Below are 15,499 nucleotides of genomic sequence, written 5' to 3' on the forward strand. Positions count from 1 at the left end.
TCCGGGAGGGGTCCCAGGCAGCCTCAGCGCGGGCTCTCGGCGGCCGTGGGGGCATGCTGCCGGAGGCCGCCGCGCCCGTACGACGGACCCAGGACCCGGGCGTGACCTGCGCGAATCGGGGTTTGCCGGGGAAAGCCCCCGGGCCCAGCGCCGGCTGAGGGAGGCGACCGTGGCGAGAGAGATCCGCGTGGCCGTGGTCCACGGTCCCGGGCCCGCGCACCGCGACGGCGTCGGCGTCGGCGTCGGCGACTACGCCGAGCGCCTCGTCGTGCGTCAGCTGGTCGAGGCCCTGCCCACGCTCTGGACCGGCCGTCCCGGGCTGCGCCTGCTGGTCGTGGGCGGCTTCGCGTCCCAGGCGCTGCCGGAGGCGGAGGCGCGGGCCTTCCGCGCGGAGCTGGAGGCGCTGGCCGCGCGGCACGGCATGGCGGACGCGGTGACGTTCACCGGGCACCTGCCCGCCGCCCGGGTGTCGGAGCTCCTGCACGCGGCCGACGCGGGCGTGCTGCCCTTCACCGCCGGGGTCACGACCAAGAGCAGCGCACTGCTCACGATGTTGGCGCACGGTCTGCCGGTCGCGGTCACCGTGCCGGACGAACCCGACCCGGCGCTTCCGCTCGGGGAGGCCGCCGCCGTGATCCCGGCGCGCCGCGACGCCGCCGCCGTGGCGCGTGCCGTCGGCGCGCTGCTGGACGATACGGGCCTGCGGCGGCGGATGGCCGGGGCCGCCCGGCGCCTCGCCGACCACCACTCCTGGTCCCGCGTCGCCGCCGCTCACCGGACCCTGTACGAAGCCCTGCCCGGCCCCCACCGGGATCTCCCCAGGCAGGGCGAGAAGGGGCGCCGTGGTCGTGGGCGGCGACACCGGCCCGCTGCGCCTCGCCGCCGCGTCCGGCGCGGCCACGGTCGGGCTGTTCGGCCCCACCTGGGCCGGGAGGTACGGCATCGCCGGTTCCACCGTTTTCCCCGACGGCGACATGCCCGGCGATTCCCGCCTCGCCGTTCCCCCCGGCGGCGTGTTCGGCGATTCCGGCTCCGGCGGCCTTCCCGGCCTTCCCGGGCTCCCCGGCGCGCCCGGCTCGGTGAGCGAGCGTGCCGACTCCGGGACACGCGCGGTGGACCTTCAGGGGTTGCCGGGGTGCCCGCACCGGAGGCCCGTCGCGATCACCGAGCAGCCGTGCTGGTGGACCGCCGCGTGCCCGTTGTCCGCGGCGGGGTCCCCGGCGGGCCCTGCCTGCATGGCCGACGTCTCCGTGGCGTCCGTCGCCCGCGCCGGGACCCGCCTCATGACCACCCTGTGCGACGGCGGCCCTCCCCCGCGCCGCCCGGCGGAGGACCCCTGAGACGAGGCCGGGACGAGGCGTGGCAGGCTGCGTACGGGAAAGAGCGGCAGCCATGCCGCCAGAGGAGGAAGCAGATGCGAGGGGACGGCGGGGAGGGATTGCCGGCCCGTCCGGGGCCGGTCACGCGGTTCTACGTCCGGAGGGTGTCGGGATCGGCCGTACGCGACCGGCGGGACGACCTCGCGACCGAGGAACCGCTGGAGATCCGGCTGCTGGCCGCGGGCGGCGACGCCCGCACGGTGGCGATCACGATGCGGACGCCGGGCGCGGACTTCGAGCTCGCGGCGGGGTTCCTGCACGGCGAGGGCATCGTCGGCCCCGGCGGCATCGCCGCCATCGGCTACTGCACGGACGAGGACCTGGACCCCGAGGCGCGCTACAACACCGTGACCGTACGGCTCACCGCGCCCGAACTGCCCGACATGACCTCCGTCCAGCGGAACTTCCTGACGTCGAGCGCGTGCGGCGTCTGCGGCACGGCCAGCCTGGACGCCCTGCGTGATCGCTGTGCGCCGCCGGTCGTACGCCCGCCGGTCGGCGTGTCCGCCGCGACCCTCTACGCCCTGCCGGACCGGCTGCGCGCGGCCCAGGGGGTGTTCGGGAAGACGGGCGGGCTGCACGCCGCCGGGCTGTTCACGCCCAAGGGCGCCCCCGTGGCCGTACGGGAGGACGTGGGGCGGCACAACGCGGTCGACAAGCTGGTCGGCTGGGCGCTGATGGGCGGCACGCTGCCCCTCGACCGGCACGTCCTGCTGGTCAGCGGCCGCGTCAGCTACGAGATCATGCAGAAGGCCGCGAGCGCCGGGATCCAGATCGTCTGCGCCGTCTCCGCGCCCTCGTCGCTCGCCGTCGACCTCGCCCGCGAGTTCGGCGTCACGCTCGTGGGGTTCCTGCGCGACGAGCGCTTCAACGTCTACGCCTGCCCGGAGAGGATCGACGTCGAGCGGGAGCCGTCGGCTCCGGCCTCTCCCGCGCCGTGACTCCCCGCCGCCGCGGCCGAAGCCGCGGCGTGACTCCCCGCGGCCGCGGCCGAAGCCGCGGCGGGCCGAGCAGCGTGCGGGCGCCCGTTCACCTGCGCCCGCACGCCGGACCGGCCGGTCAGCCGGTGTTCTGGAGACCGGCGGCGACGCCGTTCACACTCAGCAGCAGCAGCGTGGACAGGCGCTCGCGCTCCTCCTCCGACAGGTCGCCGGACGCCCGCAGCGCCGACAGCGCGCGCAGTTGCAGGTGGCTGAGCGCGTCCACGTACGGGTCGCGAAGCTGCACGGCCCGTGAGAGGACCCGCCGGTTCTCCAGCAGGCGCGTGTGGCCGGTCACCTCCAGCACCAGCCGCCTCGTCAGGTCGTACTCCTCCAGGACCTGCTCGGCGAAGTCGCTCCGGCCGCCCAGCCCCAGGTAGCGGGACGCGATGGCGCGGTCGGTCTTGGCCAGCGACATCTCCGCGTTGTCCAGCATCGCGGCGAACAGCGGCCACTCCCGGTACGCCGCGCGCAGTTCGGCCATGCCGCCGTCGGTGACCACGGCGGCGAGGCCGCTGCCGAGGCCGTACCAGCCGGGGAGGTTGACCCGGGTCTGCGCCCACGAGAAGACCCACGGGATGGCACGCAGGTCGTCGAGCGAGCGGGGCGCGCCGAGACCGCGCCGTGCGGGCCGGGAGCCGAGCCGCAGCGAGCCGAGCTCCTCCAGCGGGCTGACCAGCGCGAACCACTCGGGGAAGCCCTGGGCCTCGGTCAGTCCCCGGTACGCGCGCTCGGAGGCCGAGGCGACGAGGTCGGCGAGCCGGCGGAACTTGGCCGCCGCCTCGGCCGTGCTCGACTCCACCGCCGAGGTGGACGCCAGCAGCACGGCGTTGGTGACCTGCTCGATGTGGCGCTTGGCGATGGCGGAGTGGCCGTACCGGGCGAAGATGACCTCGCCCTGCTCGGTGACCTTGAACCGTCCGGCCACCGACCCGGGGGCCTGGGCGAGCACGGCTCGGTTGGCCGGGCCGCCGCCGCGGCCGAGCGCGCCGCCGCGGCCGTGGAAGAGCGTGAGCCGGATGTCGTTGGCCGCCGCCCAGGCGGTCAGCGCCGCCTGCGCGTCGTACAGGCGCAGGGTGGCCGCCGCCGGGCCGAGTTCCTTGGCCGAGTCGGAGTAGCCGAGCATGACCTCCATCCGCCGCCCGTTGGTCGCCAGCCGCCTGCGCACCGGCTCCAGCGCGGCCATGCCCTCCAGGACCGTCGTGGAGTTGTCGAGGTCCTCACCCGACTCGAACAGCGGAACCACGTCGAGCACCGGGGCGCGGTCGCCGAGGGCGTGCCGGGCGAGCTCGTACACGGCGGCGATGTCGTCGGCCGACCGGGTGAACGAGACGACGTACCGGGAGCAGGCGGTCACGCCGAAGCGCTCCTGGATCCAGCCGATCACCCGGATCGTGGCCAGGACCTCCTCGGTGCGCTCGGACACCGTGCCGGACGCGATCTCCTGCAGCGCCGCCGCGTGGACCGCCGAGTGCTGGCGCACCTCCAGCTCCGCCAGGTGGAAGCCGAAGGTCTCGACCTGCCAGATCAGGTGCTGCAACTCGCCGTACGCCTGCCGTACGGCGCCGGCGCCGCGCAGGGAGTCCTGCGCGAGCCGCAGGTCGGCGAGCAGCTCCGCCGGGGCGCGGTAGGCGAGATCGAGGTCACGACGGCGGGTCGCGGCGATCTTGGCCGCCACGAACATCAGCCACTGGCGGTGCGGCTCCATCGGGGAGCGGGTGGCCATCTCCGACACCAGGTCGGGGTGGTCGTCCTCCGCCTGGGCGAGCGCGGCGCGCAGCTCGGCGGACGGCGGCGTGTAGGCGCCGGCCAGGGTCAGCGACCTGCCGATCCTGGTGGTGGCGTTCTCCAGCGCGATGAGCACGTGCTCGGCCTGGATCTGCATGGCCTCCCTGGTCACCTTGGCGGTGACGTTGGGGTTGCCGTCGCGGTCGCCGCCGATCCAGCTTCCGTAGCGGATGTACGCCTTCGCCTGCGGCTCCCGCGTCCCGGTGCCCGGGCCGAGCGCCGCGTCGAGCGACCGGTAGATCAGCGGCACCGTGCGGAAGAGCGTCTCGTCGAACGCCGCCATCGCGGTGCGGACCTCGTCCAGGGGGTCGAGCTTGGTGTGCCGGAGCTGCGCGGTCCGCCAGAGGAGGTCGATCTCCTCCAGCAGCCGCCGGTGGGCCTCCTCGCGCTCGGCCGCCCCCCGTCCCGGCATGTTGTACGCGTCGAGTTGCGCGCTGATCCGCTGGATGGCGGTGACGATCGCGCGCCGCCGCGCCTCGGTCGGGTGCGCGGTGAGCACCGGCCGGAACTCCAGCCCGTCGATCAGCTCCTGGAGGCGGTCGTCCCCGCGCAGCCGCTGGACGGCCTCGGCGAGCGACTCGCGCAGCGGCACGTCGTCCTTGTCGCGCTGCCGGAGCGTACGCACCCGGTAGTGCTCCTCGGCGAGGTTGGCGAGGTGGAAGTAGCAGGTGAAGGCGCGGGCGATCTGCACGGCGCGGTCGACGGGCCATTCGGCGACCAGGGCCGCGACCTCGTCGGCGGTCGTCTCCCGGCGCCGGGCCGCGATCACCGCCTTCCGGAGCCGTTCCACGTCGGCGAGGAGGTCGGGGCCGCCGTGCTCGGCGATCACCTGACCCAGCAGTCCACCCAGGAGGCGCACGTCCGCGCGGAGCTCATCCGGCATCTCCGCTACGGCGTTGTGTCGTTCGGCAGGAGCGATGGCGGCCATGGTTGGAAGGCTAGCGAATGACGCTTCGCGCCCCGAGGGCGGTCTCACTAATTGGACTAGACCACTGAAAAGGGACAGATCAGATTGTCCCGACCACCTCGGCGGGGGTGACGACGGCCGCCGGGAGCCGTCTGATGCGGAGAGTGAGGTGCTGGGCGAACAGGCCGTGGGCCGCCACGGCGGCGGCGAAGGCGACGACCAGGAAGGTGATCAGCGTCAGCTGGTCGTCGTCCGCCAGCAGGATCGTCTTCGCGTCGCCGAGCCCCGTCCTGACGGCCATCAGCCCGGTGACCGCGGCGGTCACCCACCGGCCGGCGCGCCTGACCGCCGGGCGCGCGGTCGCGGTCGCCGCCGCGGGCAGGGCGAACACGACGAAGGCGACGATGATCGCCACCGTGCCCACCAGGGAGAAACCGGTCCGTCCGTCGATGGCCAGGTTGATCCCCCGCATCAGGAGGCGCGCCAGCGCTCCGATCACCAGTCCGCTCAGCGCCGCCGCGGCAAGCGGCGCCCAGATCGCGCGGCCCAGCCGCCTGCGGTCGTGCATCATTCATCCCCTTAGAACGGTCCAGACCGTTATAGGGACAGCCCATAACGCCCGCAACACCACAAGGACTTCGCGACCGCTCTGTTACGTGACAGACGGGGCAGAAGGCGCAGTCAGGTGGGGCGGGAGACGGCGGCGAGGAGTTCGGGGAGCCGGGCGAAGCCGATGCCGGACGCGAGCCGGCGGCCCGCCCAGGCGACCGCCACGCCGTACGGCACCGCGAGCACGGCGAGCCAGGTCGTGCCGAGCAGGACCGGAAGGACGACGGGCAGCGCGAGCGCGGCGACGGCGAGCATCGTGGCGAAGGACGAGGCGAAGGCCTGCCCGCCCTGCCCGGGCGCCGCGCCGCTGAAGGCGTTGAGCCGGTCGGGATAGGTGTACGGGACGGTCACGCTGGTGAGCGCGCCGACTCCCATGCCGACGCCGAGCACGCCCCACGCGGTGAGCGCGGCGGCGGGGGCCCAGCCGGCGTCACCCGCCACCAGGGCGGCGGCCAGCGACGCCAGCGCCAGCAGCGGCACCGCGATGACCGCCATGGCGAGGTGCCGCCCGGCGAGGTCGGTGCGCAGGTCGCGCGGCGTGCCGAAGGCCACCGCGTTCATCCACAGCGACCTTCCGTCGATGCCGAAGGAGTTGGCCGACTGCAGCCCGATCACCAGGGCGGCCAGGCAGGCGGGGCCGATCGCGGACGCGGGCCCCGCCGAGCCGCCGGGCCCGTGCAGGGAGAACATGACGACCGCGCTCACGAAGATCGCGGCGATCCAGTTCACCCGGCCACGCGGCTCCCTGCGGGCGTACTTCAGCTCCTTGGCGACGACGGCGCCGATCATGCCGTCCGGCAGGAGCCCGCCGGCCCAGGACCGCCGCACCGAGCCGCCGCTCTGGTTGGAGGAGTCGGGCCGCACCAGCGCGTGCCGCAGCGCGGCGATCCACAGCCAGCCCAGGAGGACCACCGCCACCGCGACGACGACCAGGTCGGCCACACCGGCGAGCCCGCCGTCGGCGATCGCGTGCGCGGCCAGGCCGGGCGGCGTCCAGCGCAGGACGTCCGCCGCCGACGCCAGCATCCCCGCCGGGTCGCCCGCCAGCCTCCGGTTGAGCAGCAGGTTCGGCAACTGGGCGAACAGCACGCCGAAGACGGCGGCGACCGCGAGCACGTCGCGGCCCCGGCGGGTGCGCAGCGCGCCGGACAACGCGGTGGTCACCAGGCGGGAGAGCACGATGCAGAAGGCGAACTGGAGGACCACCGCCGGCACCCCGAGCAGCACCCCGCCCGGTCCGTGGGCGAGCGCGACCAGGCCGCCGAAGAGCGCGACCAGCGAGGCGATCGGCCACGGCCCGGCGACCGACGCGGCGAACAGGCCGGTCGCGAGCTGCCGGGTGGTCAGCGGGAACAGGGCCAGCCGGGCCGGGTCGAGCGTCTCGTCCAGGCCGAAGGCCATCAGCGGCACGACGATCCACCAGGCGGCGAACATCGCGAACGCCACCGGCACGACGTCGAGCGCGATGTCGTGCGGCGCGAACCGTACGAGTGCCAGCAGCCCGAACCCCGCGACCGCCATGAGGACGGCGGCGAGCAACGAGAAGGCGAAGCCCAGCTGCTTGGCGGTCTCACCGCGCAGGCCCCCGCGGACGAGGCTGAGCTTCATCCGGACGAACAGCCACGTCATGACGCGCTCCCCGGTCCGGCGGGCCGCGCGGTCAGGGGGCCCGCGTGCGGACCGGTCAGGAGGTCCGCGTACGGAACGGTCAGGGGGCACGTGTGCGAGGCGGCCGGGAGGCCGGAGGGTCGCGCGGTCAGCGGGCGCGTGTGCGAGGCGGTCAGGAGGCCGACGGGCCGCGCGGTCAGGAGGCCGGGGTGCCCAGCCACGACAGGCCCTCCTCCCCGTTGCCGCGTGCGTCCCAGTCGCCCCGTGCGCCGACGAGGTCGAGGAAGGCCTCGTTGAGCGTGCGGCCCCGCCGTACGTCGTCGAGCGGGCCCTGCGCGACGACGAGCCCGCCGTTCATCACCGACACCCAGTCGCACAACCGCTCGACCAGGTCCATCACGTGGCTGGAGAAGACGACGGTGGAGCCCGAGGCGGTGTATCTGCGCAGCACCTCGGCCAGCGTGTTGGCCGAGACCGGGTCGACGCCCTCGAACGGCTCGTCGAGGAACAGCACGCGCGGGTTGTGCAGCAGCGCCGCCGCGAGGCCGATCTTCTTGCGCATGCCGGTCGAGTAGTCGACCACCAGCTTGTCCTGGGCCTCGACCAGGTCCATGACCCTGAGCAGCTCGTCGGCGCGCCTGCCGGCCTCGTCCAGGGGGATGCCGCGCAACTGGCCGCCGTACAGCAGCAACTCGCGGCCGGACAGCCGTTCGAACAGCCGCAGGCCCTCGGGCAGCACGCCGATCCGCGCCTTGGCGGCGACGGGATCGGCCCACACGTCGTGGCCGTCGATCTCGATCCGCCCGCCGTCGGGGCGCAGCAACCCGGTGATCATGCTCAGCGTCGTCGTCTTGCCCGCGCCGTTGGGGCCGACCAGGCCGGCGAAACCGCCCTTCGGCACGACCAGGTCGACCCCGCCGACGGCCACCTGCCGCCCGAAGCGCTTGTACAAGCCCTGCGTGCGTACGGCGTCAGCCATCGCGCCCCCTTCTCCGCCGTCGTCATGAAGGCCTGGTCGTGAAGGCCTGGTTGTAAAAGCCGAACGAACGACAGGCGACCTCCGTTCCTCCCGGACGCCTCCCTGACGCCTCCCGGGCGGCTTCCGGCCGCGCCCCGGCGCGACCTCGCGGCGGAAGTCTCGTTAACCTGTCGGCCATGGATCCGACGCGGCCTGGAGCGCATCTCGGGACCCGGGGCCGCTGAGCATGCGAGGAACGGTGAGGGAACGATGAGCGCGGAACGCGCCCACGAGATCGATATCCACACCACCGCCGGCAAGATCGCCGACCTGGAGCGGCGCCTCGGCGAGGCGGCCCACGCAGGCTCCGCGCGAGCGGTGGACAAGCAGCACGCCAAGGGCAAGATGACGGCCCGCGAGCGGGTCGCGGCCTTCCTCGACGAGGGCTCGTTCGTGGAGTTCGACGAGCTGGCCAGGCACCGGGCGACCGCCTTCGGCCTGGACCGCGAGCGGCCGTACGGCGACGGGGTCGTGACCGGGTACGGCACAGTGGACGGCCGCCCGGTCGCGGTGTTCGCGCAGGACTTCACCGTGTTCGGCGGCTCGCTGGGCGAGGTCTTCGGCGAGAAGATCGTCAAGGTGATGGACCACGCGCTCAAGACCGGCTGCCCGGTGATCGGGATCAACGACTCGGGCGGCGCGCGCATCCAGGAGGGCGTGGTCTCCCTCGGCCTGTACGCCGAGATCTTCAAGCGCAACGTGCACGCCTCCGGGGTGATCCCGCAGATCTCGCTGATCATGGGCCCGTGCGCCGGCGGCGCGGTCTACTCCCCCGCGCTGACCGACTTCGTCCTGATGGTCCGGGAGAAGTCGCACATGTTCATCACCGGGCCGGACGTCATCAAGACCGTCACCGGCGAGGAGGTGACGTTCGAGGAGCTGGGCGGGGCGCACACGCACAACTCCCGCAGCGGCGTCGCCCACTACGAGGCGTCCGACGAGCAGGACTGCCTCGACTTCGCCAGGGCGCTGCTGTCGTTCCTGCCGTCCAACAACATGGACGACCCGCCAGCCTTCGAGGCGGAGGCGGTCCTGGAGACGACCGACGAGGACCTCGTGCTCGACACGCTGATCCCCGACTCGGCCAACCAGCCGTACGACATGCACACGGTGCTCGAACACGTCCTCGACGACGGGGAGTTCCTGGAGATCCACGCGGGCTTCGCGCCGAACATCCTGGTCGGCTTCGGCCGGGTCGAGGGGCGTTCGGTGGGCGTCGTCGCCAACCAGCCGATGAGCTTCGCCGGGACGCTCGACATCGCCGCGTCCGAGAAGGCCGCCCGGTTCGTCCGCACCTGCGATGCCTTCAACATCCCGGTGCTGACCTTCGTCGACGTGCCGGGCTTCCTCCCGGGCACCGACCAGGAGTGGAACGGCATCATCCGGCGCGGCGCCAAGCTCCTCTACGCCTACGCCGAGGCGACCGTGCCGCTGGTCACCGTCATCACCCGCAAGGCGTACGGCGGGGCGTACGACGTCATGGGGTCCAAGCACCTCGGCGCGGACATCAACCTGGCGTGGCCCACCGCCCAGATCGCGGTGATGGGGGCGCAGGGTGCGGTCAACATCCTCTACCGGCGTGAACTGGCCGCCGCCGACGAGCCGGACACGGCGCGAGCGAGGTTCGTCTCCGAGTACGAGGACACGCTGGCCAACCCGTACCTCGCCGCCGAGCGCGGCTACGTGGACGCGGTGATCCGGCCGTCGGACACCCGGGTCCGGATCGTCCGCGCGCTGCGGGCACTGCGCAACAAACGGGCTGTCCTGCCGCCGAAGAAGCATGGGAACATCCCGTTGTGAGCACTCGCGAGCCGTACCTGGAGATCATCCGGGGGGACGCCACCCCGGAGGAGACCGCCGCCCTGCTCGCCGCGCTGCTGGCCCGGGCGTCGGCGCACGCCCCCCGGGAGGCCCGGCCCGCCACCAGGGGAAACTGGAGGTACGCGGGGCGCGTCATGCGCCCGGCGCTGCCGCACGGCCCGGGGGCGTGGCGCTCCGCCTTCCTCCCCGGCGCCCGGTGACGGCAGCCGGGGATCGGCCGCGGATCAGCCGGGGACCACAGCCTGATTACATCGACGGAACCGGGTGTCAACTGGCCCAAGAGTTGGGACTATCTAGAAAGCGGGGGAATATAGTCGCCTGATCATCTAGTGACGAGTCCTGGAGGACACCATGGCCATCCCGGACTTCAGCGCACATGGGATTGCCGCGAAGTATGCCGTTCTGGTGGACGTGGGTTACCTTTACGCGGCCGCCGGTGAAGTTCTCTTAGGCGCCAAGGAGCGTAAGGAGTACCGCGTCGCCGCGGACGAGTTGATCCAGGCGCTGCAGAAGCACGTCGTGCAGAGCATCTCGGGCGAGCTGCTGCGGGTCTACTGGTACGACGCCGCACGTGACCGGGTGCCCACGGTGGACCAGCGGGTGATCGCCCAGCTGCCCTGGGTCAAGGTGCGCCTCGGCAACCTGAACGCCCGTGGCCAGCAGAAGGGCGTGGACGCGCAGATCCGCAGCGACCTGGAGGCGCTCGCCCGGCACCACGCCGTGAACGACGCCGTGCTGATCGCCGGAGACGAGGACATGGTGCCCGCCGTGGAGGCCGCCCAGGCGTACGGGGTGCGCGTCCACCTGTGGGGCGTCGAGCCGCCGTTCGGGACCAACCAGGCCGAACGGCTCGTCTGGGAGTCGGACACCGTCGAGATCCTCAGCGCCGACTTCCTGCGTCCGTTCTTCACCCGCGCTCCGGTGCCGGTGCCCGTTCCGCCCGCGCCGTCGCCCGCCCAGGTCTTCGCGAGCCGCGCCAAGCCGATGCCGCCGAAGGCGCCGGTCGGCCAGACCTCCAAACTGGGCCCGGGCCGGCCCCACGTGGAGGAGGTCGGTGAGCACGTCGCGCAGAAATGGATCCTGACGCGCGGCCGGGACAACATCCGCGACCTGCTGCCCGGCCCGATCCTGCCCACGGTGATCGACACCGAACTGCTCATCGAGGCCGAGAAGGAACTCGGCCATTCCCTGCGGCCCTATCCCGAGGCTCGCGTGTGGCTGCGCGACGGCTTCTGGGCCCGGGTGTACCGCGAGTTCGACCTCGGGGTCGGCATATCCAGCAAGTGACGCCGACGACGTCCCGTGCCGCGCGAGAAAAGGCCCGGCGCCGCACCGCCCGGCCTGCCGCGAGCGCCATCGTGCGACGTGACGACCGCGTCCGATTTCCGCGAGCCCGCATCGGTGGCCTGGGCATAACGTCGTGTGCGTGACCACCACACGACAGCTCGACTTCGACGCGTGCTACCTGGCCGTGTCCGCCCGGGACCCCCGCTTCGACGGGCGTTTCTACACGGCTGTCACGACCACCGGCATCTACTGCCGACCGATCTGCCCGGCCCGCACCCCCGGACGGGCGAACGTCCGCTTCTACCGGCACGCCGCCGCCGCCGAGGCCGCCGGGTTCCGGCCCTGCCGCCGCTGCCGCCCGGAGCTCAGCCCGGGCGACCCCGGCTGGGACGTCCGCGCCGACCTGGTGGGACGCGCGCTGCGGTTGATCGACGACGGCGTCGCCGACGACTCCGGCGTCGCGGGGCTGGCCCGGCGCCTCCACGTGACCGAGCGCCATCTGCACCGTCTGTTCGCCGCCGAACTCGGCGCCGGGCCGCTCGCCGTCGCCCGCACCCGGCGGCTGCTGCTCGCCAAGCAACTGCTCACCGAGACCACCCTGCCGATCACGGACGTCGCGTTCGCCGCCGGGTTCGGGAGCGTACGGCAGTTCAACGCGGCCATGAAGGAGTCGTACGGCTTCGCGCCGGGTGAGCTGCGCAAGGGCAACGGGCCGGTCGGCGGCGGGGGGCAGTGCTCCCCTGCGAGCGGCCTGACCCTGCGGCTCGGCCACCGGCGGCCGTACGACGCGCAGTCGGTGCTGCGCTTCCTCGCCGCCCGGGCGGTCCCGGGGGTGGAGGCGGTCCGCTGGGCGGGCGCGGACGTCGCGGCGTACACCCGAGCCGTTCCGGGCGGCTCGATCACCCTGCGGCCCGCGGCGGACCACGTCAGGCTCACCGTACGGACCACCGAGGCCCACCGCCTGTCGCCGCTGGTGGCGCGGTGCCGCCGGCTGCTCGACCTGGACGCCGACCCCGGGGCGGTGCGGGAGATCCTCGGCCGCACATCGCTCGCGCCTCTGGTCGAGGCCCGGCCGGGACTGCGGGTCCCGGGAGCGTACGACGGGTTCGAGGCGGCCGTCCGGGCCGTCGTGGGGCAGCAGATCTCGGTGGCCGGGGCCCGCACGCTGCTCGGCCGCATCGCCGCCCGCGCCGGCACCCCCGCCGTCACGGACCGGGACCCCGCCTCGGAGGCGGCGAACGAGACCCCGCTGCTGTTTCCCACCGCCGACCGGCTGGCGGGCGCCGATCTGGACGGCCTCGGGCTCACCACCCGCAGAACCGCCACGATCAGGGCGCTGGCCGAGGGGGTCGCCTCCGGCGAGATCGACCTCGACGGCGCCGAGGACCCCGCCGACACCACGGCCAGGCTGCTGGCGATCCCCGGCATCGGCCCGTGGACCGCGAGCTACATCGCGCTACGTGCGCTGCGCGACCCGGACGCCTGGCCCGAGGGCGACCTCGTGCTGCGCAGGACCATGGACCGGCTCGGCATCACGGCCGGCGAGAGCGAGGAGTGGCGGCCCTGGCGCGCGTACGCGGCGGTCCACCTGTGGAGCCACGCCTCCCAGCAGACCCCGGCCCCGGCCCTCACCCTGGACACGCACCCGGGCGCCGCTTCGGCCTGAGCCCCCGCACCCAGCGTCGGACCACGAACCCAACCGCGACCTCAGTCACAACCCCGGCCCGGCACCGACCGGCCTGAGCCTGGGGACACCGACCAAGCCCAAGACACACATGGACGTGAACAACCGATGATCCTCACGCAGATCGTGCCCACCCCCGTGGGCCCTCTCGCCCTGCTGGCCCATGACGGCGTGCTCGTCGCCGCGGGCTTCACCGCCGACCCCCGCGAGATGTACGCGCGGCTCTCGCCGTCCCTGCGGACGCTCCCCCTGCGGGAGGACGACCTCGGAGACGCGGCGCTCGCCGTCCGCGAATACCTCGACGGGAAGATCGACGCGCTCGACCGGGTTCCCACCGAGCAGCCGGGCACGCCCACCAGGCAGCGCCTGTACGAGGCGCTGCGCGCCGTGCCCGCCGGCACCACCGTGTCGTACGCCGTGCTGGCCGAGCGGGCGGGGCTGCCCCGGACCGCCGCGCGGGCCGCCGGATCGGCCTGCGCGCAGAACCTCGTCGCGCCGTTCGTGCCGTGCCACCGCGTGCTGCCCTCGACCGGCGGTTACGGCGGCTACTACTACGGCACGCCGGTCAAGGAGTGGCTGCTCGCCCACGAGTCCGGCGTGATCGGTTGAGCCGGGCGACGCGATGAGCCGAGCCACCCGGCAAGCCTGATGAGCCGCCCGGTGAGCCGGGCGGCCGGTCAGTTCCGGACGACGCTCTGGACCTCCCCGACGGGCACGTCGCGCTGGGCGTTCACCTGGATCGGCGCGAAGGCGATCGGGGCGTAGATGAACGGGTCGCCCGCGCCACCGCCGAGGTTCTGGCCGTTGCCCTCGACGTTCCAGGTGGTCGTCACGGTGAGCGTGTAGACCTTGTTCGGCTGGTCGATGGAGGAACGCAGGTAGCGCACCCCGCATGGAGGGTCGTCGTCCGAGCCCTTGGCGGCGCCCTTGACGTACGGCTCGCCGGTCTCGCCGCACCTCTTCTCGTAGACCGTGGCCCGGTCATCGCCGGTGCCGGCGTCGATGTGCATGCTGTTGTCGGCCGGTTTCGCCGTGACGGTGGCGGACATGACCCCGGGCAGCGTGGCGGTGACGGACCTGGGGGCCTGGTCGGCCCCGGGCAGCCAGACCCACGTCGGCAGGTTCACGTAGCTCTTGGCGTCCGGGCTCAGCCTGATCGTCGGCTCGGGGACGGTCAGCGCGGCCCGGGCGAGCTCCCTGAGCTGCTCGAACGTGATGCCTCCGGCGGGCGTGTCCCCCTCCGGCACCCACACGAGCGGATCACGCCCGGCCGCGCACGCCTCCCCCTTGGGGTCGCCCGCGTTGTACCCGATGCCCCACCACTGGCCCTTCTCGTCCAGCTTGCTGGAGAACTTGTCGAGGTCCGGCCGGTAGTCGCCGCCCGTCTCCACCGACTCCTTCTTCTCCCGCGCCTTGAGGTCACGCGCCTCGTCGGCCGTCATGTTCGGCTCGTACCAGCAGGGATTGGGCATCTGGTAGCCGTTGCCGTTGCCGCCGATCCCGCTGCCGGACAGCGTGATCTGCGAGTTGGTGAGCCTGACGCCGGCCTTCCTGTCGTGCTGGAAGGCCTCGCCGTGCGGCCCGTCGCCCTGGTCCGCCGCCGCGGGCGGCGTGGCGAGCGGCGTCAGCACCGCGAGCATGCCTCCCGCCAGCAGGGATATCACCGCGATTGTCGGTCTCGTGCTCAACGGAGGCACTCCTTAGCGCGCTCGTCCGGATAGTCCGCGTGGTGGTACATGGCGATTCGCCAGGCGCCGTCGTTCCCGCGGCGCAGCCCGGCGTTCTGCAGGAAGACCGCTCGCGGGCGTTTCACCCAGGAAGGCTGGGCCGCCAGCGGGGTGCCCTCCTCATCGGTCAGCCGGACACCGGTCAGGTCGACGCAGGCGTTCGCCTCGGCCCCGCGTCCCATGATCGCGGGTACGGTCATCGAATAGATCTTGGCGACGCCCCGGGCCGAGCGTCCGTCCTTGAGGAAGCCGTGGACCCATTTGTCGGCGTCCCGGTAGGCCGACGAGTCCGGGTGGAGCCCCTTGGTGTAGGACCGGTCCGCACCGGAGGTGCCGACGGCCCGCCACTGCGCCGTGAAGTCGTCGGCGAACGCCTTGACCACGGCCGACTGCACCGGGTCGAGCCCTCCCGGCCACTCGATCTCGATCCGCAGGCCGGGCGCCGCCGTCACCACGCCGTCGCCCATCCCGTCGGCCGTGTCGTCGCCGGTCACCCCGGTCGTCGCGCCCGCCGCCGCGGCGGGCGCCTTCGCGCCGCCACCCGGGGTGAAGCCGTGGTCCTCACCCGGCGTCGAGCAGGCCGACGTGAGCAGCGCGCAGGCCGACACGAGCAGTGTGGCCGCCGCTGTGGCGAGTGCCGGACGCGTCAAAGGGGTCCTCCGCAGTACGCGATCCCCCGCCGGGCCCACCC

At 73.4% G+C, this 15,499-nt stretch carries 13 protein-coding genes and 1 pseudogene; 8 read left to right on the forward strand and 6 right to left on the reverse strand.

Features of this window, described 5'->3' with window-relative positions; genetic code table 11:
- Window positions 1–268 precede the first annotated feature (268 nt).
- The 3 genes and pseudogenes from Mam01_RS37590 to fdhD all read left to right on the forward strand — a co-directional run.
- Window positions 269–673 (forward strand): annotated as a pseudogene (locus Mam01_RS37590) (glycosyltransferase); the annotation flags it as partial.
- A 175-nt stretch (window positions 674–848) separates the two neighbouring features.
- The gene (locus tag Mam01_RS36335; protein ID WP_239101021.1) at window positions 849–1,340 is read left to right on the forward strand and encodes a hypothetical protein; all 492 of its coding nucleotides are present in this window, start codon (window positions 849–851) and stop codon (window positions 1,338–1,340) included.
- Window positions 1,341–1,414: 74 nt separating this feature from the next.
- Window positions 1,415–2,320 (forward strand): formate dehydrogenase accessory sulfurtransferase FdhD, encoded by a 906-nt coding sequence (gene fdhD / locus Mam01_RS36340; RefSeq protein ID WP_239101022.1) that lies wholly within the window; start codon window positions 1,415–1,417, stop codon window positions 2,318–2,320.
- A gap of 118 nt (window positions 2,321–2,438) precedes the next feature.
- Here the strand turns inward: fdhD and Mam01_RS04015 are convergent, their stop codons facing one another.
- The 4 genes from Mam01_RS04015 to Mam01_RS04030 form a co-directional block, all read right to left on the reverse strand.
- Window positions 2,439–5,075 (reverse strand): phosphoenolpyruvate carboxylase, encoded by a 2,637-nt coding sequence (locus Mam01_RS04015; protein WP_204284116.1) that lies wholly within the window; start codon window positions 5,073–5,075, stop codon window positions 2,439–2,441.
- A gap of 79 nt (window positions 5,076–5,154) precedes the next feature.
- Entirely contained in the window at window positions 5,155–5,622 is a 468-nt protein-coding gene (locus Mam01_RS04020; RefSeq protein ID WP_204284117.1) for a hypothetical protein, read from the reverse strand.
- 113 nt (window positions 5,623–5,735) lie between these two features.
- Window positions 5,736–7,292 (reverse strand): hypothetical protein, encoded by a 1,557-nt coding sequence (locus tag Mam01_RS04025; protein WP_204284118.1) that lies wholly within the window; start codon window positions 7,290–7,292, stop codon window positions 5,736–5,738.
- Between the two features lie 175 nt (window positions 7,293–7,467).
- Window positions 7,468–8,250, reverse strand: a complete 783-nt coding sequence (locus Mam01_RS04030) for an ABC transporter ATP-binding protein (protein ID WP_204284119.1) — start codon at window positions 8,248–8,250, stop codon at window positions 7,468–7,470.
- A gap of 249 nt (window positions 8,251–8,499) precedes the next feature.
- Between Mam01_RS04030 and Mam01_RS04035 the strand changes: the two genes are divergently transcribed.
- The 5 genes from Mam01_RS04035 (at window position 8,500) to Mam01_RS04055 (ending at window position 13,690) form a co-directional block, all read left to right on the forward strand.
- Window positions 8,500–10,089: an acyl-CoA carboxylase subunit beta gene (locus tag Mam01_RS04035; protein WP_204284120.1), complete on the forward strand. Its 1,590-nt coding sequence runs from the start codon at window positions 8,500–8,502 to the stop codon at window positions 10,087–10,089.
- Window positions 10,086–10,310 (forward strand): acyl-CoA carboxylase epsilon subunit, encoded by a 225-nt coding sequence (locus tag Mam01_RS04040; protein WP_150930560.1) that lies wholly within the window; start codon window positions 10,086–10,088, stop codon window positions 10,308–10,310. Before Mam01_RS04035 ends, Mam01_RS04040 begins: the two co-directional genes overlap by 4 nt.
- 151 nt (window positions 10,311–10,461) lie before the next feature.
- Window positions 10,462–11,397, forward strand: a complete 936-nt coding sequence (locus tag Mam01_RS04045) for an NYN domain-containing protein (protein WP_204284121.1) — start codon at window positions 10,462–10,464, stop codon at window positions 11,395–11,397.
- Window positions 11,398–11,536: 139 nt separating this feature from the next.
- A complete protein-coding gene (locus Mam01_RS04050) occupies window positions 11,537–13,063 on the forward strand; it encodes a DNA-3-methyladenine glycosylase 2 (protein ID WP_204284122.1) in 1,527 nt (508 codons plus the stop codon).
- Between the two features lie 126 nt (window positions 13,064–13,189).
- Window positions 13,190–13,690, forward strand: a complete 501-nt coding sequence (locus Mam01_RS04055; RefSeq protein ID WP_204284123.1) for a methylated-DNA--[protein]-cysteine S-methyltransferase — start codon at window positions 13,190–13,192, stop codon at window positions 13,688–13,690.
- A gap of 68 nt (window positions 13,691–13,758) precedes the next feature.
- Here the strand turns inward: Mam01_RS04055 and Mam01_RS04060 are convergent, their stop codons facing one another.
- Window positions 13,759–14,778 (reverse strand): hypothetical protein, encoded by a 1,020-nt coding sequence (locus Mam01_RS04060; RefSeq protein WP_373868678.1) that lies wholly within the window; start codon window positions 14,776–14,778, stop codon window positions 13,759–13,761.
- Entirely contained in the window at window positions 14,766–15,458 is a 693-nt protein-coding gene (locus Mam01_RS04065) for a hypothetical protein (RefSeq protein WP_204284125.1), read from the reverse strand. Before Mam01_RS04065 ends, Mam01_RS04060 begins: the two co-directional genes overlap by 13 nt.
- Between the last annotated feature and the right edge of the window lie 41 nt (window positions 15,459–15,499).

It is taken from the genome of Microbispora amethystogenes (genome assembly GCF_016863015.1).
Classification (GTDB): Bacteria; Actinomycetota; Actinomycetes; order Streptosporangiales; family Streptosporangiaceae; genus Microbispora; species Microbispora amethystogenes.